This window comes from Psychrobacter sp. UBA6739, from assembly GCF_002453835.1.
In the GTDB taxonomy this organism is placed as follows: Bacteria; Pseudomonadota; Gammaproteobacteria; order Pseudomonadales; family Moraxellaceae; genus Psychrobacter; species Psychrobacter immobilis_A.
The window spans coordinates 16,819-42,156 of sequence record NZ_DKHR01000051.1 but is presented as its reverse complement, the minus strand read 5'-3'; the positions used below and the strand labels follow the sequence as shown (position 1 = coordinate 42,156).

At 43.2% G+C, this 25,338-nt stretch carries 20 protein-coding genes, 1 tRNA gene and 1 pseudogene; 11 read left to right on the top strand and 11 right to left on the bottom strand.

Annotation, left to right across the window (positions count from 1 at the left end):
- Positions 1–166 precede the first annotated feature (166 nt).
- The 4 genes from B2575_RS10795 to dinB form a co-directional block, all read right to left on the bottom strand.
- Positions 167–1,780 (bottom strand): FimV/HubP family polar landmark protein, encoded by a 1,614-nt coding sequence (locus tag B2575_RS10795; RefSeq protein WP_296241973.1) that lies wholly within the window; start codon positions 1,778–1,780, stop codon positions 167–169.
- Between the two features lie 51 nt (positions 1,781–1,831).
- Positions 1,832–3,586, bottom strand: a complete 1,755-nt coding sequence (locus B2575_RS10790; RefSeq protein ID WP_296241971.1) for a type IV pilus assembly protein FimV — start codon at positions 3,584–3,586, stop codon at positions 1,832–1,834.
- A 111-nt stretch (positions 3,587–3,697) separates the two neighbouring features.
- A complete protein-coding gene (queA, locus tag B2575_RS10785; protein ID WP_201501494.1) occupies positions 3,698–4,918 on the bottom strand; it encodes a tRNA preQ1(34) S-adenosylmethionine ribosyltransferase-isomerase QueA in 1,221 nt (406 codons plus the stop codon).
- A 166-nt stretch (positions 4,919–5,084) separates the two neighbouring features.
- On the bottom strand, positions 5,085–6,170 hold the full coding sequence (gene dinB / locus B2575_RS10780) for a DNA polymerase IV (protein WP_201501493.1): 1,086 nt from the start codon (positions 6,168–6,170) through the stop codon (positions 5,085–5,087).
- A gap of 508 nt (positions 6,171–6,678) precedes the next feature.
- Here dinB and B2575_RS10775 point away from each other — a divergent pair.
- The gene (locus B2575_RS10775) at positions 6,679–6,936 is read left to right on the top strand and encodes a hypothetical protein (RefSeq protein WP_296241969.1); all 258 of its coding nucleotides are present in this window, start codon (positions 6,679–6,681) and stop codon (positions 6,934–6,936) included.
- 65 nt (positions 6,937–7,001) lie between these two features.
- Here B2575_RS10775 and B2575_RS10770 read toward each other — a convergent pair.
- Together B2575_RS10770 and B2575_RS10765 are read right to left on the bottom strand one after the other, a co-directional pair.
- Positions 7,002–7,087 (bottom strand) — tRNA-Leu (locus tag B2575_RS10770).
- 143 nt (positions 7,088–7,230) lie between these two features.
- On the bottom strand, positions 7,231–8,004 hold the full coding sequence (locus tag B2575_RS10765) for a ferredoxin--NADP reductase (RefSeq protein ID WP_201501491.1): 774 nt from the start codon (positions 8,002–8,004) through the stop codon (positions 7,231–7,233).
- Between the two features lie 509 nt (positions 8,005–8,513).
- Between B2575_RS10765 and tsaA the strand changes: the two genes are divergently transcribed.
- On the top strand, positions 8,514–9,386 hold the full coding sequence (gene tsaA / locus B2575_RS10760; protein WP_296241966.1) for a tRNA (N6-threonylcarbamoyladenosine(37)-N6)-methyltransferase TrmO: 873 nt from the start codon (positions 8,514–8,516) through the stop codon (positions 9,384–9,386).
- 85 nt (positions 9,387–9,471) lie between these two features.
- Positions 9,472–11,259, top strand: a complete 1,788-nt coding sequence (locus B2575_RS10755) for a GspE/PulE family protein (protein ID WP_296241965.1) — start codon at positions 9,472–9,474, stop codon at positions 11,257–11,259.
- Between the two features lie 53 nt (positions 11,260–11,312).
- Here B2575_RS10755 and B2575_RS10750 read toward each other — a convergent pair whose 3' ends face one another.
- The gene (locus B2575_RS10750; RefSeq protein ID WP_296241963.1) at positions 11,313–11,978 is read right to left on the bottom strand and encodes an acyltransferase; all 666 of its coding nucleotides are present in this window, start codon (positions 11,976–11,978) and stop codon (positions 11,313–11,315) included.
- 260 nt (positions 11,979–12,238) lie between these two features.
- On the opposite strand from B2575_RS10750, the gene B2575_RS10745 reads away from it, so the two are divergent.
- The 6 genes from B2575_RS10745 to gspK all read left to right on the top strand — a co-directional run bounded on the left by B2575_RS10745 (position 12,239) and on the right by gspK (position 17,400).
- The gene (locus B2575_RS10745) at positions 12,239–13,027 is read left to right on the top strand and encodes a TatD family hydrolase (RefSeq protein ID WP_296241961.1); all 789 of its coding nucleotides are present in this window, start codon (positions 12,239–12,241) and stop codon (positions 13,025–13,027) included.
- Between the two features lie 233 nt (positions 13,028–13,260).
- Complete coding sequence (locus B2575_RS10740; protein WP_045446854.1) at positions 13,261–13,944, top strand: TetR/AcrR family transcriptional regulator; 684 nt, start codon at positions 13,261–13,263, stop codon at positions 13,942–13,944.
- A gap of 175 nt (positions 13,945–14,119) precedes the next feature.
- Positions 14,120–14,947 carry a prepilin-type N-terminal cleavage/methylation domain-containing protein gene (locus B2575_RS10735; protein ID WP_296241957.1) on the top strand — a complete coding sequence of 276 codons (828 nt, stop codon included), beginning with the start codon at positions 14,120–14,122 and terminating at the stop codon, positions 14,945–14,947.
- A gap of 3 nt (positions 14,948–14,950) precedes the next feature.
- Positions 14,951–15,445, top strand: a complete 495-nt coding sequence (gene gspI / locus B2575_RS10730; protein WP_060490814.1) for a type II secretion system minor pseudopilin GspI — start codon at positions 14,951–14,953, stop codon at positions 15,443–15,445.
- The gene (gspJ, locus tag B2575_RS10725; protein WP_296241954.1) at positions 15,442–16,308 is read left to right on the top strand and encodes a type II secretion system minor pseudopilin GspJ; all 867 of its coding nucleotides are present in this window, start codon (positions 15,442–15,444) and stop codon (positions 16,306–16,308) included. Before gspI ends, gspJ begins: the two co-directional genes overlap by 4 nt.
- A gap of 39 nt (positions 16,309–16,347) precedes the next feature.
- Positions 16,348–17,400, top strand: a complete 1,053-nt coding sequence (gene gspK / locus B2575_RS10720; RefSeq protein ID WP_296241952.1) for a type II secretion system minor pseudopilin GspK — start codon at positions 16,348–16,350, stop codon at positions 17,398–17,400.
- A 57-nt stretch (positions 17,401–17,457) separates the two neighbouring features.
- Here the strand turns inward: gspK and B2575_RS10715 are convergent, their stop codons facing one another.
- From B2575_RS10715 to ychF, 4 genes are all read right to left on the bottom strand, one after another.
- Positions 17,458–18,138 carry a TetR family transcriptional regulator gene (locus B2575_RS10715; protein WP_045446867.1) on the bottom strand — a complete coding sequence of 227 codons (681 nt, stop codon included), beginning with the start codon at positions 18,136–18,138 and terminating at the stop codon, positions 17,458–17,460.
- 104 nt (positions 18,139–18,242) lie between these two features.
- On the bottom strand, positions 18,243–19,661 hold the full coding sequence (locus B2575_RS10710; protein WP_296241949.1) for a deoxyguanosinetriphosphate triphosphohydrolase: 1,419 nt from the start codon (positions 19,659–19,661) through the stop codon (positions 18,243–18,245).
- Positions 19,662–19,741: 80 nt separating this feature from the next.
- Positions 19,742–20,242 carry a hypothetical protein gene (locus tag B2575_RS10705; protein WP_296241948.1) on the bottom strand — a complete coding sequence of 167 codons (501 nt, stop codon included), beginning with the start codon at positions 20,240–20,242 and terminating at the stop codon, positions 19,742–19,744.
- Between the two features lie 185 nt (positions 20,243–20,427).
- Positions 20,428–21,519, bottom strand: a complete 1,092-nt coding sequence (gene ychF / locus B2575_RS10700; RefSeq protein ID WP_296241947.1) for a redox-regulated ATPase YchF — start codon at positions 21,517–21,519, stop codon at positions 20,428–20,430.
- 362 nt (positions 21,520–21,881) lie between these two features.
- On the opposite strand from ychF, the gene B2575_RS10695 reads away from it, so the two are divergent.
- Positions 21,882–24,074, top strand: coding sequence for an ATP-dependent helicase (locus tag B2575_RS10695; protein ID WP_296241945.1), 2,193 nt, complete (start codon positions 21,882–21,884; stop codon positions 24,072–24,074).
- A 64-nt stretch (positions 24,075–24,138) separates the two neighbouring features.
- Positions 24,139–25,042 (top strand): annotated as a pseudogene (locus B2575_RS13615) (TerB N-terminal domain-containing protein); the annotation flags it as partial.
- Positions 25,043–25,338 lie beyond the last annotated feature (296 nt).

Sequence of the window (25,338 nt, the reverse complement as noted above, 5' to 3'; positions counted from 1 at the left end):
GCATAGTATGAGCCGTAATAAAGAAGTATGTGATAAAAAAGAGAAATTAAGGTTGGATGCTAATAGCGCTCAGTAATAATAAATAGTATAAAGGTTAAATGCAAAAAAAATCAGCAAGTATTCTTAGTGTTATAGAATACTTGCTGACAAAAGAACGATGGGGCTTTTACGCAGTACGATCTAGTAAGACTTTTGCTTGGTTCTGTTGCTCACTAGTGCCCTGAATTAATACCTCATTTAATAAGCGTTTGGCACTGTCGTATTCACCCAATTGTAAATATTGGCCTGCCAAATCTAGCGTAACTTGAGTGCTATCTAATGATTTTACAAAGTCAAAGTCGGCCGCAAAGCGGGAGGAGAAGTCTTCTGCTGTTTCAGCGGCATCTTCGGCGGTAAGGGTAGACTCGTCCTCAATTGGAGCAACTGGGCTGAGTGCTGTTGAAGAGTGAGTATCGAATTCATTGTCTAATAAAGAGTTATCATCGAACAGCAACGGGGCTGTCGGTGTGACACTAGATTCTTCAGCAAGAGCATATTCTGAATCATTATTATCAAGCGATTGTGCTTCGAGATTAATATTTTCAAAGCTCTCAGTTTCAAAACGATCTTCTTCAATAATGAAGTTATCAATATCACTATTTTCTTCAAGTACAGGCGCTTCGCTTTCTATTAATGTTTCTATGTTGTTTGGCGCATCGAGACTGTCTAAAGACAAAGTGAAATCATTTTCTTCGTCATTCTGGACAGTGTTGATAGACAATGCTTCAGCAGTTTCGTCAATATCTTTATCGACATCAGTTGCTAGATCATCAAAGTCTAAAATGAACGCGTCATCTTCTAGCGTCATTTCATCGTTAATACTATCAGGGCGTTCTGGAATGACAGAATCCGTTGCCTGCGCATCAGTTTCTTCAGATGAATCAAAGCTGAAGTCAAAATCACTAAGATCATTGAGATCATTATCTTCTGCGGACACCGCGACATCATTATCAGTTCTGTCGATATTGGCAGTGTTTAGGCTTTCATCATCTGTCATCTCTAATGATGAAGTGACTGGCGCCGTATCAGTCGCCTCAGATGCGCTAATATTACTCTCTAAATCACTCAGCGTAAGATCAAAGTTATCTTCTACATTGTCGCTAGTAAGACTGGACTCATAAGATGTGTTTGTTACTGCCGAGTTAGACAGGCTGTCATCTATCAGCGTACCATGGTTATCTTCAGAGGTTGCTGGCTGATCAGATAGCGCGTTCTTACTATCGATTTGATTAATCGGTAAGTCAAAATCTATGCTTTCAAAATGGCTATTATCTTCTACGGGTGCCTCTTTTGCTGCGACTTGATTCTGCTCTTCCGAAAATAAAGCTTTTAACTCATCAGCTAGCGCAAGACTTTTTGAGTCGCTTTGCGTCTTGATGGCATCATAAACTTTGTTAAAGTTCTCTGGCTGATTAATAGTCGCGTAGATGCTGAGTAATTTAACAGATAATTGACCATCATTCGGTTTTTCGCTTAGGCCGCGACTGAGGGTTTCAATGGCTTTGTCATAACGCTGTTGATCCATGAAGCGCTGGGCAATCGTAATATGATCAAACTTATTGTCATCATCTTTGTGGCTTTGGGCAGGAGTGTTGTGATCCGTTTTTGGCATCGGAGCTGGCGTGGCGGTACTCATTCCCAGCTGCGCTGAGGGCTTTTGCGCTTTCTTTTTGTACAATAGTAAACCGGCTACTATTAGAATAAGTACCAATCCGGCGATGATATATAGCATATTGTCCATAGTTACTCCCACGCCTATGATCACAGCACACTGCGTTGATCAGTTAGGCAATTATTGATTGCGTAGTTTTTTGAGACGAGCTTGGAGCTCAGCCAGTTTTTGGTTTTGTAATTGAATTTTTCTTGTATAGCTATCAAGTGCACTGCTGGTTTTTGACAGCTGCTGAGCTTGAGCTGCCGTACTTTGTCTTGAGGCCTTGAGCGTGGCTAATATATCTGTGCTGAGACCATTACCTGTTGCCGCTGCTGATGTTGCTTGGGTGCCATCTGCGTTGCCATTACGACCAGGTGCGAGCACTGAAAATTGTGCTTTTGGCAGCGTTTGTGTTTTAGTAATCATGGGTTTTTTGCGCTGTTTAGCGACTTGATTTGTTTCAGACGGTTTTTTAGAGGGTGCTTTTGCGGCCTTTTTTACCACAGGTGTGTTTGCTCTGCGGCTATATTGTCTTTGCGCCTCAATCGCCGCTTCTAGTTTTTGTTGTGATGGTACAACATCGTAACTGGGCAAGCTAAGCTTGGCATCCGCTTTGAGTTGACCCGCGTCTTTATTAATAAAGGCGTCAGGGTTTTGCTTCTGAATCTGCTTCATTACTGTTTGAATGTCTAAGTTATTTTCTTGCGCAATTTGCTGTGCAATAATCCATAGACTGTCGTTGCGCTGTACTTGATATTGGGACGCAGTAGTAGTGCTGGCTGCCGTACTGATAGAGGCGTTGTTGGTGACACTAGATGGGACAGTGGCGATAGCTGTATTGCTGGTATCAAGACTGGCTTTTGGTGTACTCGCTTTGTTGTCACTCGGCGGTGGCATAATAGGAGAAGCGGCCATCATGCCTGCTTCTGATTTGCTACTCGGCTGTATCTGGCGAGTGACTTGGATCTTCAGAATATCGAGCTGTTTATCAGTGACAGCTGTAGCTGATAGACTATTGTCTATTGGCATGGTGTTGTTATTGACTAGGGCTGTATCATTCGCTACATTCTTAGCAGAATTGAGGTCGATATTGCTGTTACCCATTGTGGTAACGTTGCCATTTGCACTCAAGCGACCATTGTCTAATCGACTGGTTGGATTACGATTATTGTCGTTAGCGTTAAGAGTGTTGTTAACGTTGTTTAAACGACCGTTATCTAGCCGGCTAGGCGCATAAGCAAGATTGTTGCCTTGCGAGGTAGGAGTCGTTGTAGGTGCTTGGATATTAGGTGCTGGCAATTTAGACGCCACCAACTCGCTCGTTGACGAGTGAGTAGTCGCTAGTATGGGCGATAATGTTAATGGCGGCGGTGCACCTTCTCTAACAGTCAACGGTTTAGCCGTATTAGAGGACACGCTGGGTAGATTCGGTTTTTTTGCGCCAGTAACGATGTGTTTAGGCGCGTCAATGGGCAAACGGCTATTGAGCGGCATCAACAATGTCTTGGGAATGACGTTGCGTTGACCCTTATCATTTATGTTTAAAACCACATCAGCAAAAGGTGTAGATACAGGTTTTGAGGTAGTAATAAATACTTGACCGCTGGTCGCTGAGGTAGGCTTGAAACGTACGGTCATCGAATCAGTTTGGGCCAAGCCCATTTGCTGATAAATAGTAGAGTTTGCCAAACTTGCTGAAAAGTCAGCGGCTCGAATATCACTGACCACAATGCTCGCAGCTAGCGGCTCATGTTGGGCAGAGGTGACTACAGTCTTACCAATCGTTGCAGCTTGTGCACTCGATACGAGAGCCGCATAGCCTACGGAACAAAGTAGTGCCATCGAGACCGCGCGATGTACCGTAGTCAACCGATGAGATAAATGACAAGACATGTGCAGACCTTTAAGATATAAGTTATCTGTGCTGTTATAACAAAATACCATTTAGTTTACCAGTTTATTTCACAACTGTTGTGGACAATACAAAAAATGTTTGAGTATTGTTTAATATGGCTTTCTATCCAGCAGCATTGCATCGCCATAACTAAAGAAGCGATAGTGTTCTTTAATCGCATGTTGATAAGCATGCTCAATGGCATCTTTACCCGAAAATGCCGACACCAGCATTAACAACGTTGATTTGGGTAAATGGAAATTGGTCAACAGTCGATCTATCACACCAAACTTAAACCCTGGGTAAATGAATATATCGGTATCACCTGACCAGCTGGAGAGAGGCTGCCCATTAACGGCTGTTTTTTGATAAGCCGTTTCGAGCACGCGTGTGACCGTGGTGCCAATAGCGATGACTTGTTTACCATTCGCATGGGTTTGATTGATGAGCTCAGCGGTTGCTTGTGGTAAATGTGCATACTCACTATGCATGGTGTGATTGAGCAAGTTGTCCGTTTTTACTGGCGCAAATGTACCAGCGCCAACGTGCAAAGTCACAAAAGCAGTACGAATACCTTTTGCCGCAAGTTTGCTCAGTACCGATTCATCAAAGTGTAAGCTTGCAGTCGGTGCAGCCACGCTCGCAAGCTTGGTTGGATCATGAAAAACCGTTTGATAACGAGTATTGTCTGTCTCATCCGCATGGCGTTCAAAGTAGGGGGGAATAGGCAGTTCGCCATAAAGCTCTAAATGCGGCAAGATCGGCGCATCAAACGCTAAAATAAATAAGTTGTCTTGACGACCAATCATCACCGCCTTCATATGACCGTCAGCAAGCTGCAAGTGTTGTCCAAGTTTGAGCGCTTTACTGGCTTTAACATGGCAAAGTGCAATATGTTCTTGATTCACGGGTTTGTCATTTACAGCTTCTACAGATTTTTCAGCTTCTACATATAAAGTCGCTGTCTCTAAATCTGAGATATCAACCAAGCGTTCAATCAATACTTCAAGCTTACCGCCAGTATCTTTTTGTCCAAAAAGACGCGCTTTCATCACCTTTGTATCATTAAATACAATCAAATCACCTTCATTTAATAACTCAGGTAACTCAGTGAATAAGCGATTTTCTACAAGCGTAGAGTCTTTTTGATTATTGGCGGGCAAATACAAAAGTTTTGAGGCAGAACGCTGTGAGAGAGGATAGCGTGCAATCAGGCTATCTGGCAGCTCATAATCATAGTCATCAACGCTCAAATAATTCAAACCATTGTTGTTTTTTTCGGCATCAATTGAGGCGGCAGTAGTAGAGTCTATAGTGTGAAAATCGGTCATAATTAATCTTTAAATGAATGTAAATTTTGGCGTAATTGTAGCAGAAACGATGTCATGAAAGGACAGTTTAGTAACGACTCATGCGCACAAAACGGTTTGTATATTAAATAGCCTAAACATTAATTGTTAGAATGAGTAATTAATAAAAGCGATAAGCGTCAGTATGTTATTCAAACAAATTTAACTGCGGCAACAATTGGGCGGCAGGTGCTAATGAAGAGAAAGTAACACCGACTAAGCGGATAGGTAGCTCACGAGGAATGTCTAAAAACAGTTTGTCTAACCAATAATGGGCAGAATCAGCACTGTTAAAGGCAGTCGATAGCGTGTGTGAGCGGGTGATTTGAGTGAAGTCTGCGTATTTAACTTTTAGAGTAATAGTATAGGCGACCAGCTGTTTTTGTTGCAGTTGATGAAAGGCATCGGCATTCTGTTCATAAATTTGTATACGTAATTCATGGTTATCACTTAGATTGTCTTTGAATGTGGTCTCAGAACCCACAGATTTATGCGCGCGCTCAGATTTGACAGCACGCTCATCACGCCCATGGGCAATATCGTGATAAAACTGCCCACGCTTGCCGAACTCCTGCACCAAGACAGCCGCTTGCATTCGCTTGAGATCCGCGCCAGTACTTACACCCATCGCATGTAAGCGCTTGGCAGTGGCTTTACCAATACCATGAAAGCGCTCGATAGGTAGCGTACTGATAAAGGCATTAGCGTCCGCTGGCGTGATGATAGCCGTACCATTGGGCTTATTGATATCAGAGGCAATTTTAGCCAGCATCTTGTTAAACGACACACCTGCTGAGGCCGTTAATCCAGTATGCGCTAGTATTTGTGCCCTTAGCCAGTTCGCCATCAAGGTCGCTGAACCTTTATGGACTTGTAGCCCTGTAACATCGAGATACGCCTCATCTAGAGACAATGGTTCAACATGTGGCGTTAAGCGGTACATAATCTGGCGAATATCGCTACTAACTGCGCGATAAACCTCAAAACGTGGCCTTACAAAAATGACTTCTGGGCAACGTTTACGCGCCTCATAACAAGACATGGCAGAGCGTACACCAAATTTACGCACCTCATAGCTGGCTGCTGCGACCACGCCGCGACCACTTGGATCGCCACCAACCACCAGTGGCTTACCGCGCAGTTCAGGAAAGTCACGCTGCTCCACACTGGCATAAAAAGCATCCATGTCTATATGAATGATTTTACGAGGGCTAGCATTTATAGAAGTTGTCATACTCACTATTTTACCTGATTCAAGCGCTTTGATTGAGTGTCAAAATTTGGATTTATCGATAGACTCCTTTGCTAGGTTAGCAGGACGCTAGCAACAGGATATGAATAATTTTATATGTCATAAATATTATATATCATAGAGTTAGTTAATGATAAACAGTGGTATTAATTCAAAAAAAACGTATTTAGCAAACATATTTTTGCTCTTGAATGATCTAGGTCTACTGTAAATCAAACTCATTTGTACTCTTGCACCACCTGTCGTATCCACCTCACCGTTTGTCATAAATCTCACATTTAGATGTTACAGTTTTGATTCTGGTGTTTTACAATATAGTATCCGTGCTAATGGATGACTGTAAAACAATAAGTAATGCCTTGTGCGCCTCTACGACCATGTAAAAAAGACATTGCTTATCGCTCATGCCAAGATCGAAAATGGAGTTTTGGTAAAATTAACTCTTTAAGAGCTTGATGTTAGAGAGTTTAGAATGACTAAGGAGCTGATGATGAATAATGAACTAAAAGGGAGCGATTTAACAAGGGCGATGCTAGCACGCGGCGATAAAAAAGTATGGTGTGCGGTTTGTGATGATAGTGATGAGCAAGCAATGATGGATCATTGTGGTAATGATTTTACGGCTTATATCGTATCATTTCGTGACGGACATTTTTATTGTAATGCTGGCATGCCGTGGGAGTTTGCCGTGCCCATTAAGATAATTGCGGTGCTGCAATCTGAAATAGAAATAGAAATAGAAATGTAAGTATAGCAATAATATTACCGGCACAAAAAAACCTCCTAATGAGGAGGCTGATTTGTTACTAATATTGGTACCAGTGGTCGGACTCGAACCGACACGCTTATTAGGCAACGGATTTTGAATCCGTCATGTCTACCAATTCCATCACACTGGCATGTTAGAAGATAAGGTCTATTAGATAGAGATTATCGAATTGGGCTACAGAGTTAACTCTGTATAGGCTGCGTATTATAGCAGCCTATTTTTATCCGTCAAGAATTATTTGATATAATTTTCAATTAAATCAAAAAAAATGGTTTAGCCTACAAAAGCACGTTCAACGGCATAATCTGCTTGGACACCCATGCGTGGTGAAACAGTCAAACCAAAATCATCCAAAATCGCTGAAATTTCAGCATTAAATGGCATGCTACCGCAGATCATGACACGGTCGTCTTCTTTATTCATCGGCGGTAAGCCAATGTCTTCAAAGAGCTTTCCTGAGGTCATTAAGTCAGTCACGCGACCTTGATTTTTGAAATCTTCACGAGTCACTGTTGGGTAGTAGATGAATTTTTCACGATACCATTCACCAAAGATCTCGTCGTTAGGTAATTCGTTTTCAAACATATCACGATACGCCAAATCATCGACATGGCGCACACCATGTACCAAGATGATTTTTTCAAAGCGTTCATAGACTTCAGGATCACGTGCCAACGATAAAAATGGCGCCAGTCCAGTGCCTGTAGAGAGCATATAAAGGTTTTTGCCAGGCAGTAAATCATCTAGTACCAAAGTGCCCGTTGGTTTTTTGCTGACCAACAGCTCGTCACCAACTTTGATATGCTGCAAGCGCGAGGTTAATGGACCATCTTGAACCTTGATAGAAAAGAATTCTAAGTGATCTTCGTAGTTCGGGCTAGCAATCGAATAAGCGCGCAATAGCGGTCTGCCATCGACAACGATTCCGATCATCGCAAATTCGCCATTACGAAAGCGCAGGCCATCGTCGCGAGTTGTCTTGATGCTAAATAGAGCGTCATTCCAGTGATGAACCTCTGTGACCGTTTCGGTGCGAAGTTTTGACATAAAGTCCTCGTTAATAAGTTGCTATCGGTTTTATTAAGTTTAAATGAGTGTTAAATTAAAATTTTCAATGAAAAAGGGTATAGAAGGGTAGTAAATTTTCAATCACTATTGGAACAGCCAATCGTTTAAAACCTCTGTCATGCAAAGTAAGTAGCATAGCCGATGTTTTAATCAATGTTGTGGGGCGATATTCTAACACCTTATTAAGCATTTAAAATCAGGAGAGGGACTTATAAAGTCTAAGGATAGATATGATTTAATCTGTCTCCTGTAAAACCACGGCAATGGCTGTTGCTGTAGATGGCTTATAAGGATTGAAAAATAAAGGCTCTCATCGAATTTATGGCTCATAATACCAAAATTTAAAATAAAAATCCGTCTGGCAGCGACGATGCGGCATGATAAAATGGAATATCGTTAGTGAGTAATTTTGTATCACTGGATAATATGCGCTAAACGCTCTCATAAAAGTAGATGCTTACTATTGAACGGTTTTTTGGAGAAACATGATGTCCGATGATAATATCTCTTTGGCGGGTTACCACCGTGCGCCAATGATTGGCTACCATCGTGCGCCGCTATCACAGAAATTTGGTGCGCCACGCCAGCCGAATTTGGTTGCGCTCACCAGTATCATTGAGGTGATAGCGCCTTATGACTCGCCAGCAGCATTTGCCGGTTTAGACGCGTTCAGCCATATCTGGATCAGTTGGCAGTTTCATCATAACTATACCAATAAAGACACTCATATTGGCAAAGGCGGCACTGGCTTTCGTGCGCAAGTTCGACCACCAAGGCTCGGTGGCAATCAAAAAATAGGGGTGTTTGCCAGTCGCAGTATGTATCGACCCTCAGCGCTTGGGTTATCTGTCGTTAAGCTTGAAAGTATCGAGGTTTGTGATGGGCGCGTGTTACTTATTATTAGCGGTGCAGATATGATAGATGGTACGCCGATTATCGATATTAAGCCCTATGTCGCTTATAGCGATGCGCTCAGTAATGCAAAAAGCGGGTTTGCGCCAACTGCGCCAGATTTATTAGAGATAATTATCACGGAGTCTGCTTACGAGCAATTTATGACGTTGGTTGACGCTAGACGATGCGATAAAAATGACAATGAGACTGAAAATAAAAATAATAAGAAAGCTATTCATGCAAAAAATAATAGTGTAGCGACGCTTATTCAACAAATGCAAGAGCAATTGCTTATTGCTGATATCGAGATTATTAAAGCGTTAATTGCGCAAGACCCGCGTCCAGCTTATCGTCGCGCGGAGATAGATACGCCGTTTGTCATGCGCTATAAGTCTGTCGATGTGAGCTTCCAGTTGATAGAATCAGGGCAGTTACAGATAACAGCTGTTGTCAAAGTGAGCTTATAGTGCTCAGCAATGCCATTACTGCCGCATGAATTATCCATAAATCATTCCTCAATAAATAACGCATCAATAATAAAAGAAGAACAATATGTCTGCTCAGAAATATTCAATCGTGATTGATTTACGTTGGTGCTTAGATGAACTATTGGCAGATAAGGTGATTGACCAGCGTGGCTACAATTTAGTGATGACGAGCCGCCGTGATAAAGCGCAGCATCCACTCCTGACCATCAGTGAATTTGGTCTGCCAAACGGTCATGCACTGGATAAAAATGTTGAGCATAAATTGACTTTGGTATGGTTAAATCAATGGTTGGCGGCCAAAGCAGGCATGGCACTTGTCCGTATTGATCCGTTAAAAGTCGATGTCCCAGCTGTAACTCAGTTGATGTCCTTTGAATATGCCCGCTCACAGCATATTTTGCCCATTGAAGTGACGAATGATGAAGTCGTCATCGGTACAGACCAGCCGTTTTGTACGGAGTGGCAGACAAGTATCGAAAAATTAATCAAGTCTAAAAGCTATCGTACGGTTTATATCAATCCTGAGCAAATCAATCGCTACCGTCAAGAGTTTTACCAAGTCACCCAAGCGATTGCAGGAGCAAATAGTGTCCATAAGCGGGCGGCGGCTGATGTCACCAATGTTGAGGCATTATTGCAACTGGGCGACAATACCAACCCTGATGCCAACGATCAACATATTGTCAGAGTTGTCGATTGGTTGTTGCAATATGCTTTTGAGCAGCGAGCCAGTGATATCCATTTAGAGCCTCGCCGTGAGACGGGTAAAGTCCGTTTTCGTATTGATGGCGTCCTACATACCGTTTATGAGATGCCATTGGCAATTATCGTCGCGGTGACGGCGCGGATTAAAATATTAGGACGACTGAATGTGGCAGAAAAACGCAAACCACAAGATGGTAGGTTGAAAACCCGTACGCCAAAGGGTCTGGAAACTGAGCTGCGCTTATCGACGATGCCGACAGCCTTTGGAGAAAAGCTGGTGATGCGGGTATTTGATCCTGAAGTGCTGGTGCGCTCGTTTGCTCAGCTTGGTTTGTCAGGTAAGCAGCTCGATACTTGGCATGAGCTGACCGCGCATCCCAACGGTATTATTTTGGTCACAGGGCCAACGGGTTCTGGTAAAACCACGACGTTGTACAGTACGCTTAAGCAGCTCGCCACAGAACAAGTTAATGTTTGTACGATTGAAGATCCCATCGAGATGATTGAACCAGCTTTCAACCAAATGCAGGTCAATCCAGGCGTTGATTTGCATTTTGCAGATGGTATTCGCTCTTTGATGCGCCAAGACCCAGATATCATTATGGTCGGTGAGATTCGCGATGCTGAAACCGCCAATATGGCCGTGCAAGCATCACTCACTGGACATTTGGTACTCTCGACGTTGCATACCAATGATGCACCAAGCTCACTTACTCGCTTGCATGATTTGGGCATTCAGCCGTTTTTGACCTCAGCGACGATATTAGGCGTCATGGCGCAGCGTTTGCTACGCACCTTATGTCCGCATTGCAAAAAAGCTCTAGACGTGACCCCAGACAGTGAAATTGCTGTGCAGTGGCAGGAATTGGTTCAGCCCTGGCGTGCGCCCGCTCCAGCGCAAATTTATACGGCGCAAGGCTGCGAGCATTGTCGCCATACGGGCTATCAAGGTCGCGTTGGTTTGTACGAGATCATGCCGTTGTCAAATGAGCTAAAAAAACTGGTCGCCGCCGATGCCAATTTAGATGTGCTTAAGCAGCAAGCGTACCGCGAAGGTGTGCAGCCATTGCGCTTATCGGGCGCAAAGCGTATTAGTGAAGGGGTAACGACCATAGAAGAAGTAATGAGAGTGGTGCCATTGCATTGATGTCAAATAGCCAGTGCTTGCTTTAGCAAAACGTTGCCTTGTAACTTAACTCTTTAACGCTCCCAGCGTACATTTTTGCGAATAATTTTGGCTGGTGTACCAGCAATCATGCAGTTGGGCGTCTCAACTGGTTTATTGACAAATGCCCCTGCTGCAATGATACAACCACTGGCGATAGAGACGTTTTTAGAAATGGTCACATTGGCGGCAATCCAAATATGGTCTCCTAAAATGACGTCTGTATGTGCCTTATTCACTCGCGCGTTAGTGTCTATATCATAGACCTTGTGAACGTCAGTCGCTCGAATTTCGATACCACGTGATATCATGCATGATTGACCAATGGCCACACTTTTATCACGCGCCAAAATATAGCAATCAATAGCGGTGGTATGATTGCCGATATAAATATGCAGATGATTACCGACAACCAATAATTGCCCCGAGAACTTAACTTTCTCTCCAATCGTGACTTGATTGTGATTGCCGTTGATGTCAATTTTTAACTCATTAAATTTGCCGCCCTTACCGATAGTAATTTGATTGTCATGACCTTTACGAATGGTAATGGTCGAATTGCCAATGATGCGTGCATCTTTGGCAATACTGATATGATTATTGAGCCCTTTGTCTTGTAATAAAAACCGCTTTTTATAGAGTTGTTTGGGTAATAATGTTTTTATAATCGGAGAAAGGCTGATGGTTTTTTTATGGTTCATAATAATGGGCTTATGAAAAGTGAGTAAAAGGCGTAATGTTTTCGCTAGCGAATGGCTTCTATGGTTGATTAGCTGTATTTATATCAAGACTCATGTCAAGAATATAGTCAGTTTTGATACCGTTTCAGACACGGTGAACCATAATTCTGATAGTGTACCGCTAAACTTTGCTTGAAAACAGTTGCCTTTGGAGCAATCAATACTCTAAGGTTTTAAACCTAATATTTTTTATTCATTCATGTTTATTAACGAGATTATTTATGTTTACTGATAGCCATTGTCATCTTAATCGCTTAGATTTAACCAAGTATGATGGTCAATTGTCTGGCGCGATTGACGCGATGAAAGCTGCCAATGTCACTCGGGCAATGGCGATTATGTGTGATTTTGCTGAATATGATGAGATTGCTCATATTGTCAGCACCTATAGCGATGAGGCGCTAAATCTTGGCATGAGCGTCGGTATTCATCCTTGTGAAGATATTAGTGTCTTGCAATCAGCGACGGTCGAGCGTTTGATCGAAACGGCTGATGCCGACCATGTATGGGCGATTGGGGAGACAGGATTAGATTATTACTGGTCAACGGAAAACAAAAAAGAGCAGCAAGCCAGTCTTGCTCGTCATATTTATGCCAGTCAAAGCCTGAAGAAACCACTCGTCATTCATATGCGTGATGCTAAAGAAGATACGATTGATATCCTAAAATCAGAAGGCGCTGAGCACGGTATTATTCATTGTTTTACCGAAGATTGGGAGACGGCCAAGCGTGCACTTGACTTAGGGTTTTATATCTCATTTTCGGGCATTGTTAGCTTTAAAAGTGCTCAAATGATTAAAGATGCAGCAAAAAATATGCCTAGAGACAGACTGCTTATCGAAACCGATAGCCCTTATCTAGCACCGGTGCCCAAGCGTGGTAGACCGAATGAGCCTGCCTACGTACCTTATGTCGCCAGTTGTCTGGCAGAGATGTATGGCTGTAGTAGCGATGCCGTTGGGGCATTAACTGCAAAAAACTTTGAGAATTTACTAGCACAGTATCACTAAAATGGTTATGCTATGACCACTCAGTCATTTATGATACAGTCCTGTTGCTTTACGTTATTTGCACTTATGATGTGGAACGTAAGCCTATGATTATCAATGACTATTTAGAAAACATAAGCATATCTCCTTTGGTGGTTTTCGAGCAGACTTTGTATGATGTTATACGCTTGTCGCCGATGCATTCATCCACAGGATGGTCATATGCTTAATCTTGTCAGGTTTTAGGAGAGATTATGAGTCGTCAGCATCAGTTCAAGGCACGAGAAGAGAATATCTTAGCGATGGCAGAGCAATTGCTACTTGAGTCGGGCGATGGTGATATTACTTTAGACAGTTTGGCAGACCAGCTGGATCTGGCTAAAGGTACACTGTATAAGCATTTCTCCAGTAAAGATGAACTCTATTTGCGTATTATTATCCGCTATGAAGAACAACTGTTTGAGATTAATCGTATTGATGATTGTCCATCAGCAGGCGTTGCTCGTATGATCTTTCAGCAGTTATTTAATCCACAAAAAGCCATGTTGCTCAATCAAATCGAAGAGCGTTTGGCGGCATCAGTGACGGGTCTTAATCGTTTATTTGGTGAGCTATATGATATTCGCCGTCAGCGTATGAAACGCTTGATTGACATTATCAGCGCGTATTTACAAGAGCAGCACAGTAGTTTGAGCACGCGCGACTATTTGTCCTCGATTTGGGCGATGGGTCAGGGCGGTGCTGGACTATTAAATTCAAGCTTTTACCAGCGGTATTTGGGTCGCCGTGATACCCTACGTTATGCTTTCGTTCAGCAAATGCTTGAGTTGCCGAGCCATTATCCTGCAGCTGACGATGAGGTGATGGATGAAGATATGCAGGAGTTGGTCGAGCAAATCGATACTGAGTCAGAAGAGCACCGTAATACCAGTTATTAATATCTTTGTTTAACTTATGGTCTTTTAACCCAAATTTTTTAAATTCGTGTTGCTATATTCGTTATCGCAGCACGGTGCATCCATGCTAAAAATGGATACATACTTACCAGCTTTAGCGCCCAATCATAGTTTTATTCTTTATACCACAACCTACTTATAGGTTTATAGGTGCAATATGCCGGTCACTGCCAAGACTCCGTCCAGCTCAGCGGTCACTTGCTATTCACACTTAAGTCATCAATATTTGCAATATAAAAACACGGATAGATATCTCTTACCTCTGGTTTATCAGCATAAATCCTTTCCAGTACAAAATGCTCACGTTTCCCCTTATAAATCCTCAAACTTTGCTCAGGTACAACAGGGCTTCACCCTTGTCGAAATTGTAGTGGTGGTCGTTATTCTGTCTATCTTTGCTGGCATGATGAGCTTGTCGGTGGGTAGTAGTGAATCGCGTAAAAACCGTGCTTTTTATGAGCATCTAACGGATTCGTTGAGCTATGTACGGTTGTTGTCTGCTGAGCGTATGCAGCCGATGGGTTTGAGCTTGCAAGCAGATAAACAAGGTCAAGTAGCTCCTGTGATTGTTACTTTATCAAATCCTTATATTGCCTATGAAACCAATGATACCCCGTCAAATAGCATGGACAGCACGCCTAAAAATTCGATGGAATTGTCTGCTGACCTGACAAGTAGGTCGGGGGCGATGGGAACGCAACAGCCAGTACCTAGCTGGGAGATTGAGCCAGAAGTCAGTTTGCCAGAGTTACCTGCTGGGGTTAGTTTAAGGGTGCAAAGCTTGGAGGCTGGCAATCTATCAATGCCTGAACAGGGGCAAACATTGCAGCCTTGGTTTGCCAATCAAGCAGTCCCACAGATATTATGGTTTGGTACAGGGCAAGCAACGCCTGTTACCATTGAGGTGCTGCACAATTCGCGTCTGGTGGGCGAGGTCATTACCATTATGCCTGATGGTAGTATGACGATCGGACAAGGGATGTAGCTGATGATAGATAAGGACGGCATTCTATCTGCTGATATAAACAAAAAGCCAATGCTATCAAAGCATGAAAGCGGCTTTACTCTGATTGAGGTAATGGTAGCGTTAGCGATTTTAGCAGTTGTTGCTGTGGCTGCTAGCCGTGCCAGTAGTGCTTATCTCAGCTCAGTGGATGTCTTACGCACACGCACACTGGCACATTTTGTCGCACAGAATGCGGCCGCTGATTTGCGTATTCAAGAGACTTGGCTGACGGCCAATCGCACACAAACAATCAATGCTCAAGGGCGTGATTGGCAAGTAGTTATGACGGTCAGTGATGCCATTACGCCTGCTTTAAAAGAGGTGAATATCGCTGTCGCACCCATTATAGATGGACAGACGCGTACCGCCGTGACTGATATCAACGTAATATTGAGCAATGCAGAGCAAGACATTGGTAGTTTGGACTTAAGCAGTTTGGGCGCTGATATTGCAGGGCAGTCTGGAGGCAATCCGTGAGGTCGCAGCGTGGATTTACGCTACTTGAATTGATGGTTGCCATGGCAATATTTGCGATGTTGGCAGTGGCTGGCTGGCAGGTGTTTGATAGCGTCAACCGTGCTCGCGAACGTGCACAATTTCATGCTGATAACTTAGCTGTTTTGCAATATGCTTATTTGCAACTACAGCAAGACATGGGGCAAATTATCCCTTATCAAATACCAAGTACTCAAAATATCAGTGTGAAAAATAACAGTACAAATACCAGTGATAGCACAAACAATAGCGCCCAAGCCAGTGAAACAGTGCCTGAGCCTTTTATGAGCTTGGATGGTGAGCATGTCAGCTTTGTTCGTTTTGCCGACCCCGATCCACGTTATCAAAGTAGCATGAGTGTCCAGCATATCGAATACATTTTTGCCGATGAGCGTTTAATTCGCCGCCAATATACCAGCATCGATGGTGGGCGCGATAGCATCAGCCTAGATAGTGTATTGCTCGAAGGCGTCACCGCAGGGCGTTGGCAAGCATATTTACCTGAATTGAGCACCAAATTCCCAGATGCAGACAGCAGTAATAACGGCAATAGCAGTACAAATACAACCTCTGGGCAGACGGTTAATGCCATAAGCGCCAAGCCAGCAGTGGTTTTATTGCCCAAAGGCATTGCTGTCAATTTTACTTATCAGGATATGCCCATCACTTGGCAGTGGGCGCTTGCGCCCCAACCAATGCCAATTAACAATACCAATAAAAGCAATAACAATGCTGCTAATAATGGCAATGGTAGCAATAACGATAGTAGTGATAATACTAATAATGACAACCCGAATAGCAATGTAAATAACAATGTAAATAACAATGCAGGAAGTAATATTTAACATGTACCATTGGGTTAATAATAAAGGCGGTTTAATTTAATGACAGCGCACTTTCAGCGCGGAGTAGCGCTGCTCACTATCTTACTATTGGTGGTCAGTATTACCGTGGTGGCGGGGGCGATGCTTGCCAGTCAAAAGATTGCTATTAGGCGTAGCGACTTATTGTTTGATCAAAATCAGCTGTCACAAGATATCAATGCTGGTCAGCAATTGGCCATCACGATGATTCGTGCTGACGATAAGCTGAATGACACAGATAGCGAGCAAGATATTTGGGCGCAGCCATTACCGCCCTATCTTTTAGCCGATCATAGCATCAGTATTGAAGTGCGCGATGAAGCCAGTCGTTTTAATATTAATAACTTATATCAGAATGGCGCGGTTGATAGTGCCGCCTTAGCCATATTTCAAAGACTGTTGACACAATTAAATCTGGAACCTGATATTGCCATTGCTGTTCTTGATTATCAAGATACGGATAGCGACGTTTATCAAGATGGTGGTGATGAGAGTGTGGTTTATTCTCAGCAATCAAGTGGCTCAGCGAGTAAGACTTTGCCCAATCAAGCATTGGTCAGTGTCGATCAATTGCAAGAGATTCCAGGGGTAAATGCTGAAGTACTAGCGGCACTACGTCCTTATATTACGGCGGTTCCTTATTATGTGCCTATTAATGTCAATACTGCCAGTCCAGTTTTGCTGGCTGCACTGATAGATGGCGCAACCAGCCAACAGATGCAGGGATTGGTCGATATGCGGGCAAAGCAGGCGTTAGCCTCTATCGATGATGTATGGCGATTACCGATGTTGAGCAGCCTAAATGATGATCAGCGAAAGGCATTAAAACCACTGCTCGCAGTCGATAGCCAAGCCTTTATGGCGCTTATTACCGCAACGGATAGTGCAAGTCTTGGTCAACAAAGACAACGGTTTGCAACCGTATTGATTAGTAAAATTGCGACTGATACTGGCGCGGCAGCAGGGAGTAATGCGAATAGCAGCACGCCTAACAATAATAATGGCAATAATAAAAAAGCCAAAGAAATTAAAGTGGTGACACAGCGTTTATGGGCATTTAGACCCAGTTTCTAACGTTGAGCCACCTAAAAAGAGTCTTGCTTAATACCGAGGTAGAATAGCTGACGTCACCTAATCTCCTAAGTGCGTCTCTTCCGTAGACTTCCAGTTATAAGCCCCATAAAACAGCATCTGTGCTTGGCGAGTACAATTATGGAGCATCAGCTGTTTATTTTCTTCAATCTCATTCAGATCGATTTCATCATCATGGTCTTCAGTATAAGTCAGCTCCAACCAATCGATAATCCAAGAAAAGAACATATTTACCCCAGCTTCAGCCAGTAGGCGACGGTCATAGGCATTGATATGAGTAAAAGCAGGCTGTAGCGCTAAATCATCAGCCAAGCTTTGAGCATGTTTTTTGACAAGTTCATTAATGGCTTTGCGTACAGCTTCTGAGCCACCGTAGCGCTCACTGACTAAAAATTGCCAGTAATAAGGCTGATCACTAACCATATACAAGAACAGCTGAATGCTCTTAGCAATTTGGCGATCAAAGCTACGCTTGCGCCCAATTTGCAAGCTATCGCTTAGGATCGCCAGCGTACCGCCTAGCTCTTCTACCACCAATGCTCGACCAAGCGATTCCATGTCATCAAAATGCCGATAAAATGCGGTCGGCACCACGCCAACCTCACGCGTTACTTGCCTGAGGCTGATTGAGCTAAAAGACTGCCCTGTCATACATAAGTCAAGCACAGCATTAAAAAAGGCGTGCCGAGTTTGAAGTTTCTTTTGTTCGCGACTGCTCATAATATTTCAAAATTGTCCAATAAGGGTTTATCATACTCATTTCAGCGTAAAAATACGACTGAAATACGCAACTTGTGTTAATTTACTAGACCTGCACGGGTCTTTTAAACCATCGTACCCCAATGGCCTTGTAACTCTTGTGCCAATCGATACGCCTCATGATCATTCATTCCAGTGATAAAGTCCAATATATTTAAGATATTATGATAGACATTATCTGATAATAGCCGCCGATGCTCATCTAGATGTGGCTGTAACAACATTAGTAGGCGCTGCTGCTCAAAGGACATGGATTGAGGATCAGATGTTGCTCTACTACTTGTCCAAGCTAATGGCATAAAAGCATCTAATAAACGATGCAAGCATTGATTGGCCATTAGCTCCATTCGGACTTTGCTTGGGTGATTGAATATTTTCTCACGTGCCAACTGTTTGGCTTGGTTGATGCCACTTTGCACACTGATATCACAGTGGTCAAATAAACTGCCTTGCAGTGTACCAGCCAGCAATGCATCACTGTTGGCAACAAAGGCATCGGTCACCGTGTTTACCAAACGCATCATCGCACGTGCTCGCAATGACGCTAAGCTCTGCCTGACAGACATGTGTACGGGCAGATTGATACTGTTAGGGCGCTCACCAATCAGCTCATAAAATATGGCGGCAACATCACTATAGGTCAGCATATTGAGATTGATACCATCTTCTAAATCGATCAAGGCATAGCAAATATCATCTGCCGCTTCTAGTAAATAAGCCAGCGGATGACGCGCAAAACCATCGTGCTGTGTTGAACGTGGTAAATGCAAACAGGCTGCCAACTCTTCTAATTGTGCTGACTCACTATAAAAGCAGCCAAATTTTTGTATATTTTGATGATGTTTGTCATTGACATCGTTGCTGTGAGAGGCAAGCCACGGATACTTCATAAAAGCGCCTAAGGTCGCACAAGTGAGACGCATACCACCTTTATCGGGATGGTGCTCATTACGCGCCAACAGTCGAAACCCTTGTGCATTACCTTCGTAGGCCAGTAAGTCCAAGCGCTCGTTGCTACTTAACTTTTGTAATATCGCTTGAGGGTCAGGCTGCCTAAACCAATCTCGAATGGCATACTCTCCCGCATGACCAAAAGGCGGATTGCCAATATCGTGAGCTAGGCAGGCGGCTTGTACAATGACACCGACATCGGCTGGCGATACGCCTGCTGGTAGACCGCTGGCCAATTTATCATGGAGCTTTTCTGCTGCCATCATTGCTAAAGAGCGTCCAATAGAGGAGACCTCAAGCGAATGAGTCAGACGTGTATGGATACCGAGCTGATTGGTCAACGGATGGACTTGGGTTTTTTGATTCAACTGCCGAAAGGAGTGCGAAAATACCAGTCTGTCGTAGTCTTTGTGAAACTGAGAGCGAGTGCTCTTATTAGCGTTGAACTTCTTGGCAGCACCAAGACGCTGCGAGTTGAGGAGATGAGACCATTGCGTAGTAGGAGACGGCAAAGAGGTTGGAGTAGTTAGCATATTGAAACATCCGAAACCAAGGGAGCCTCTAGCATAGCAAAATAGCGCCCTTGATACAGATATATAGTCAGAGAACTACATTAAGATTTTTGGCAGTTAAAAAGCACTTCTTCTTTTTCAATAGCGACATTGCTGTCCAATGTTTTATTGAGCAAGATTGCTTTGTCACCATTTACTTGCCATATGATGCCATGGGTATTATCCAATCCGATATCACTGGTATAGATGTTTTTTTCAGTACTGGCGTCGCTATCAGAGGTAGCGGTCAAATCGTATTCGATACCATCGATGAGTAGGTGCACTGTCTGCAATGGAGCATCATCATGGTAGGACACGCCGATAGTAGCAGTAGGCTCACAAGAGAATGGTGTGCTGTTACTGGCATGTTCTGCATGGTCGTGGCCTGCGTGCGCGCTTTCTTCGTGGCTATGACTTTCATGATTGTGTCCTTCATGACCTTTTTCTATAGCATCGTGCTCTTCATGAGCATGTTCAGCGTGATCGTCTACGGGCGTTACTTCTTCGGATACTACCGTATCACTTTCTGCATTAGGCTGACAGCCCAATAGAGAGCCTGTCATGATACTTCCTACCAGCGCAACACTGGCAAATCTAGAAAAAGAGAAATAGTCAGTCACAGTATAAGTCCTCAAATAGTAAAATAAAGATATGTTATAATATAACAATGTTAAGATAAAATAAAGCCGATGATGGAGAATTTCCAACATCGGCTTATTAACTATCAGTCAGGATGTACCGCTTAACGTTACACGTTAAATCTAAAGTGCATGATATCGCCATCTTGTACGATATAGGTTTTGCCTTCTAAGCGTGATTTGCCAGCGGCAGCTGCGCCTTTTTCACCGTTGTATTCGATAAAGTCATCATAAGCAATGACTTCGGCACGAATGAAACCGCGCTCAAAATCGGTATGAATCACGCCAGCTGCTTGCGGAGCCGTTGCGCCAACTGCAACCGTCCAAGCGCGCACTTCTTTAACACCAGCAGTAAAGTAAGTCTGCATATCTAGCAAATCATAACCACCGCGAATGACTTGATCAAGACCGGCCTCGAGCATATCCATCTCAGCTAGGAAGTCTTTTTTGTCGTCTTCATCAAGCTGAGCGATTTCAGATTCGATTTGGTTGCATAGAGCGATAACGATAGAATCTTCGCCAGTCGCATAGTTGCGTACCGCATCAAGGTAAGGATTGTTTTCAAAGCCATCTTCACTGACGTTAGCGATATACATGGTTGGTTTTAGGGTGATTAAACCATAACTTCTGATGAGCTTTTTCTCATCAGCATCTAGGTTCGCTGCGCGTGCCGCTTTACCTTCTGCTAATAAAGGCTCAACTTTTTTGAAGATATCAAGCAATGCTTGCGCGTCTTTGTCGCCACCTTTAGCCTTCTTGGTTTGATTGTGAATGGCACGCTCAATGGCCTCTAAATCTGCCAATGCCAATTCAGTATTAATGGTTTCGATATCATCGATTGGGCTGACGCGACCATCAACGTGGACGACGTTGTCATCATCAAAACAGCGCACGACATGAGCAATCGCATCAGTCTCACGAATGTTGGCTAAGAATTGGTTGCCCATGCCTTCGCCTTTCGAAGCACCAGCGACTAGACCTGCGATATCCACAAACTCCATCGTCGTTGGCAATACGCGCTCAGGCTTAACGATATCAGCCAGTTTCTTTAGGCGTGGGTCAGGTACTGGTACGATACCTGTGTTGGGATCTTTGGTACAAAATGGAAAGTTTTCAGCGGCGATACCCGCTTTGGTCAACGCATTAAACAAGGTGGATTTACCCACGTTTGGTAGGCCGACGATGCCGCAATTAAAACCCATAACATTCTCTCAATATAGTAATAAAATCAGTTGGTATAAAGATTGGTTAAATGATAAATCAAAATTGGGCACATTGTAGCAAATTTACCTGAATAGGGGTGAGGTTGTTGTGTTGTATACTGAGATTTTGCGTTTGGTCATGACTGGTAATTTTGCTGTTTTATCGATTATGGTAAGCTGTGCTATAAAACGATAGTTTGGCTTGTAGGCGTATGACAGGTAAGCGCCTACGACTCGTTACACTGTACGAGTAATCTTCATTATGAACACCAAGCGCTCTCAGTCAAATCTGCAAAACACTATGTATAAATGCGCCGTCTCGATAAAGGCCGCTAAAATAAAATGAAAGGCAAAATCCTATAATGACCAACACGATTTTTGATACGCGCCACTACAATTATCCGCAAAACTTCATCGAGATTAAGCCTAAGCTGGCACGACTTGAGCAGGCAATTAAAAAGCTAGAGGCAAATTTAATCGATGCTAATAATGCTGTAAATATTGAGCTTTTAACTGAAAGGCTGAATGGTGAATTAGGGTTAAAAATAGACTATGCCCGTGAGTTAAATCCTGACCAATTATTAGCAGCCACCACTATCGAAGGCAAGGTGCTAGTCATTGCTGGTGCAGGCTCTGGCAAGACTAAAACGCTCACGTACCGTACCAGTTATTTATTAGAGAACGGGGTCACGCCCAAAAGCATCTTGCTACTGACTTTTACGCGTAAAGCCGCCAATGAAATCAAAAGCCGCGCCAAAACCTTACTTGCGAATACCTTATTTGATAAACAGTCTGATGAAGACTTGGTAAAGGATAAGCTGCCAACTGATAAACGGCTCAACGATATCACCAGTGGTACTTTTCACTCATTCTGCAATATGCTGCTGCGTCAATATTCAGGTTTATTGGGCATCAATCCGCGATTTACGATTTTAGACACGGGCGATAGCGAAGATGCCATCGACTTAATTCACAAAGAAAAAAAGTATCCCGCGCAAAATAAGAGCCAAGCATTCCCGCGCAAAAAGACACTGCAAAATATTATTTCTAGCTCTCGGAATAGACGTATTCATATCCGTGATTTAATCGAAAGCAGTTATCCTGATATCGCCGTGCATATTCCTATTATCGAACAATTGGCAGTCGATTTTCATGAGTATAAGCGTGCCAATCATCTCTACGATTTTGACGATATTATCAGTCAGGTCGTGCGCCATTTGAAGACGAATGATACCTTTCGCCAAATGCTACAAAACCAATATCGCTACATCATGGTTGATGAATATCAAGACACCAACATTCCGCAAAAGCAGCTGATAGATTTGATTGGTGCATCTGAGTCCGTCTCGCTGATGGTGGTCGGTGATGACAATCAAAGTATTTATGCTTTTCGCGGTGCCAATTACGAAAATATTCTGTTATTCGGTGAGACCTATCCCGATGCCAAGCTGATTAAGCTCGAACAAAACTATCGCAGTACGCCTGCTGTTTTGGATTATATCAATGCTCTGTCAGCGCAAATCACGCTAGGCTATCAAAAAAAATTGTACTCTGGCGTATCGATAAGTGGGGATAAGCCAGTGTTTAGCCGCCTAAGCAATGAGACGAAAGAAGCAAAATATATCGCTGATAAAATCATCGAGCTAAAGTCAGATCATGATTACAATGATTTTGCGGTACTGTGCCGAACCTCGTTTCAGTCCAATTATGTACAGTTAGAATTTATGGAGCGTCATATTCCATTCATTGTGGTGGGCGGTATCAAGTTCATTGAAAGGCGACATATCAAAGACGTTTTGGCATTCGTTAAAGTCCTCTACAACCCGAATGATACGATTGCTTGGCATCGCATTTTAACCTTATTCCAAGGCGTGGGAACAGTAACCGCGACGCGTTTGACCCAAGCCATTAATGCCGATAACAACTCCTTTGAGCCACTACTCACGCCAAATTTTGCTAAAAAAAGCGCACAGCTTGAGCCTTTATATAATATGCTGACTAAGGCAAATCAGGCTGAATCCGTCGAGACGGTTATTGAGCTGATTTTAGAGTTCTATATTCCTGTCCTAAAAACGATTGAGGAAAATTGGCGAGAGCGCAACGAGGACTTTCGTGTGCTCAAAAATTTGGCAATAGAACATAGTAGCCTTGATAACTTCTTAGAAAATTTGGCACTCGATCCACCCAATGACTCGGTAGCCACAACCAGTCAACCTGATGATAATAACAATGATAAAGTTACTATTTCGACCATTCACAGTGCCAAAGGGCTGGAGTGGCCAGTGGTGTTTGTTAACTCATTGGTCGATGGTATCACACCGCATCATCGCTCTTTGGATGACTTTGAGGCGCTAGAAGAAGAACGAAAATTATTCTATGTTGCTTGTAGTCGCGCCAAGAGCAGACTGTATCTAACGGCACCTGATTACTTCGCCAGTTATTCAGGGTATTTTGACAAGCCGTCGCGGTTTATCGCTGAGTTGTCTGCTGATGAAGTGACGGTAGAAAATTCTAAACAAGTGAGAGAAGAGAGTGATGATCCAGTGTGGTGGTGATTTTTTTGTTTATCGATAAATAATGTAAAAATACAGGCATAAATAATGCACGTTTGTTGTTAGAATGGTATCGGCGACCGATTCTTTACACCAACATTCGTACTACTCAGCATGGACTTTATCATTAATGAAAAATTTTATTGCCGACGTGAAGGCACTTTTTAAACAAAAATATGATGCCGACGCTCAAGGTAATAAAGCAAATAAGCCCGCCTTTATAGACTTGCCACCTGATATCAAGCCCGATAACCGGCATAGAGTAAGTCAGTCTAGTCAAAATGATGATACAGATGATTTCGCGTCATTTATCATCTCATCTGGTAAATCCAACAATGCTTCTAGTGCTTCAGCCAACAAGCAGTTAGGACGCTGGTTCAAAGAAAACGAATCCTTTAATATTAAAGGACGTTCTATTGAGCGCGGTTTTTATTATGTTGGTGGTCAGCTCACAATGCTAACGGGGTTCGGTACTGAGCCTTCGCTAGTCGATGACAGCTTACCTGCCAGCTCCCCAAACGTCATCCACAGTATCTCACGTATTTATCATGATGAGTCGCTTGGTTATTGGCCAAGTTATGAGCGTTTGTCCGCCAAATGCCGAGGCACTTATCTTGATTGGCTAGCCTCAAATCGCGCGTACCCAAGTACATCTATCGGTTATGTGTTCATTTATTTTGGCGGTTTTGAGCGCCGTAATTATTGAACATATTAATGATGATGTTGTTTCTGATGCTGAGTTTATTGCTATCTATGAAGAAGTGGCTCGAATCAATCGCGTCTATGGCATCCAGTCTGCTTCATTCGACAGTTATTCAGCGCATTTTTTAGCATTTATGACCCTTATCCGTTCCTTGTTATTTGAAGATAAAGCACAAACGGAGCATTTACCGTCACCGCCTGTCACTAGCCAAAACCTAAACTTTAAGATGCATTTAGCAAAGACAGTAGCGTTGCAATTGCCTATTCCTGCGTCACTAGCGTGGGATTGGTTGGTATATTCCAATGAATACAACTTTAAAACCCCTGCCAAGCGCTGTGAAGATACATTCAAAGATTTATTTGAAATTCTTTATCATAGTGATTATCCAAACGGATTCGTAGTTCCTGCTAATAAGACTAGGCTCAAGCTTAGCTACACCGCTGCGAGTCGTTCTATCGTTAGCGTAGAGCTTACGCTTGATGACTTGCCGGACCCTAGCGTCCTGCGAGCGCCTGTCAAAAAATTTATAAGTATCGCTGAGCAATGTAATGATGCTTTAGATGC

What these genes read in the sequence shown, in the direction of transcription:
- B2575_RS10745 (WP_296241961.1), top strand. Translation starts at nt 12,239, where the DNA reads ATGTTTACTGATAGCCATTGTCATCTTAATCGCTTAGATTTAACCAAG.
- B2575_RS10715 (WP_045446867.1), bottom strand. Translation starts at nt 18,138, where the DNA reads ATGAGCAGTCGCGAACAAAAGAAACTTCAAACTCGGCACGCCTTTTTT.
- gspI (WP_060490814.1), top strand. Translation starts at nt 14,951, where the DNA reads ATGATAGATAAGGACGGCATTCTATCTGCTGATATAAACAAAAAGCCA.
- B2575_RS10735 (WP_296241957.1), top strand. Translation starts at nt 14,120, where the DNA reads ATGCCGGTCACTGCCAAGACTCCGTCCAGCTCAGCGGTCACTTGCTAT.
- B2575_RS10695 (WP_296241945.1), top strand. Translation starts at nt 21,882, where the DNA reads ATGACCAACACGATTTTTGATACGCGCCACTACAATTATCCGCAAAAC.
- B2575_RS10710 (WP_296241949.1), bottom strand. Translation starts at nt 19,661, where the DNA reads ATGCTAACTACTCCAACCTCTTTGCCGTCTCCTACTACGCAATGGTCT.
- tsaA (WP_296241966.1), top strand. Translation starts at nt 8,514, where the DNA reads ATGTCCGATGATAATATCTCTTTGGCGGGTTACCACCGTGCGCCAATG.
- B2575_RS10750 (WP_296241963.1), bottom strand. Translation starts at nt 11,978, where the DNA reads ATGAACCATAAAAAAACCATCAGCCTTTCTCCGATTATAAAAACATTA.
- B2575_RS10755 (WP_296241965.1), top strand. Translation starts at nt 9,472, where the DNA reads ATGTCTGCTCAGAAATATTCAATCGTGATTGATTTACGTTGGTGCTTA.
- B2575_RS10775 (WP_296241969.1), top strand. Translation starts at nt 6,679, where the DNA reads ATGAATAATGAACTAAAAGGGAGCGATTTAACAAGGGCGATGCTAGCA.
- dinB (WP_201501493.1), bottom strand. Translation starts at nt 6,170, where the DNA reads ATGACAACTTCTATAAATGCTAGCCCTCGTAAAATCATTCATATAGAC.
- ychF (WP_296241947.1), bottom strand. Translation starts at nt 21,519, where the DNA reads ATGGGTTTTAATTGCGGCATCGTCGGCCTACCAAACGTGGGTAAATCC.
- B2575_RS10795 (WP_296241973.1), bottom strand. Translation starts at nt 1,780, where the DNA reads ATGGACAATATGCTATATATCATCGCCGGATTGGTACTTATTCTAATA.
- B2575_RS10705 (WP_296241948.1), bottom strand. Translation starts at nt 20,242, where the DNA reads ATGACAGGCTCTCTATTGGGCTGTCAGCCTAATGCAGAAAGTGATACG.
- B2575_RS10740 (WP_045446854.1), top strand. Translation starts at nt 13,261, where the DNA reads ATGAGTCGTCAGCATCAGTTCAAGGCACGAGAAGAGAATATCTTAGCG.
- B2575_RS10765 (WP_201501491.1), bottom strand. Translation starts at nt 8,004, where the DNA reads ATGTCAAAACTTCGCACCGAAACGGTCACAGAGGTTCATCACTGGAAT.
- B2575_RS10790 (WP_296241971.1), bottom strand. Translation starts at nt 3,586, where the DNA reads ATGTCTTGTCATTTATCTCATCGGTTGACTACGGTACATCGCGCGGTC.
- gspK (WP_296241952.1), top strand. Translation starts at nt 16,348, where the DNA reads ATGACAGCGCACTTTCAGCGCGGAGTAGCGCTGCTCACTATCTTACTA.
- queA (WP_201501494.1), bottom strand. Translation starts at nt 4,918, where the DNA reads ATGACCGATTTTCACACTATAGACTCTACTACTGCCGCCTCAATTGAT.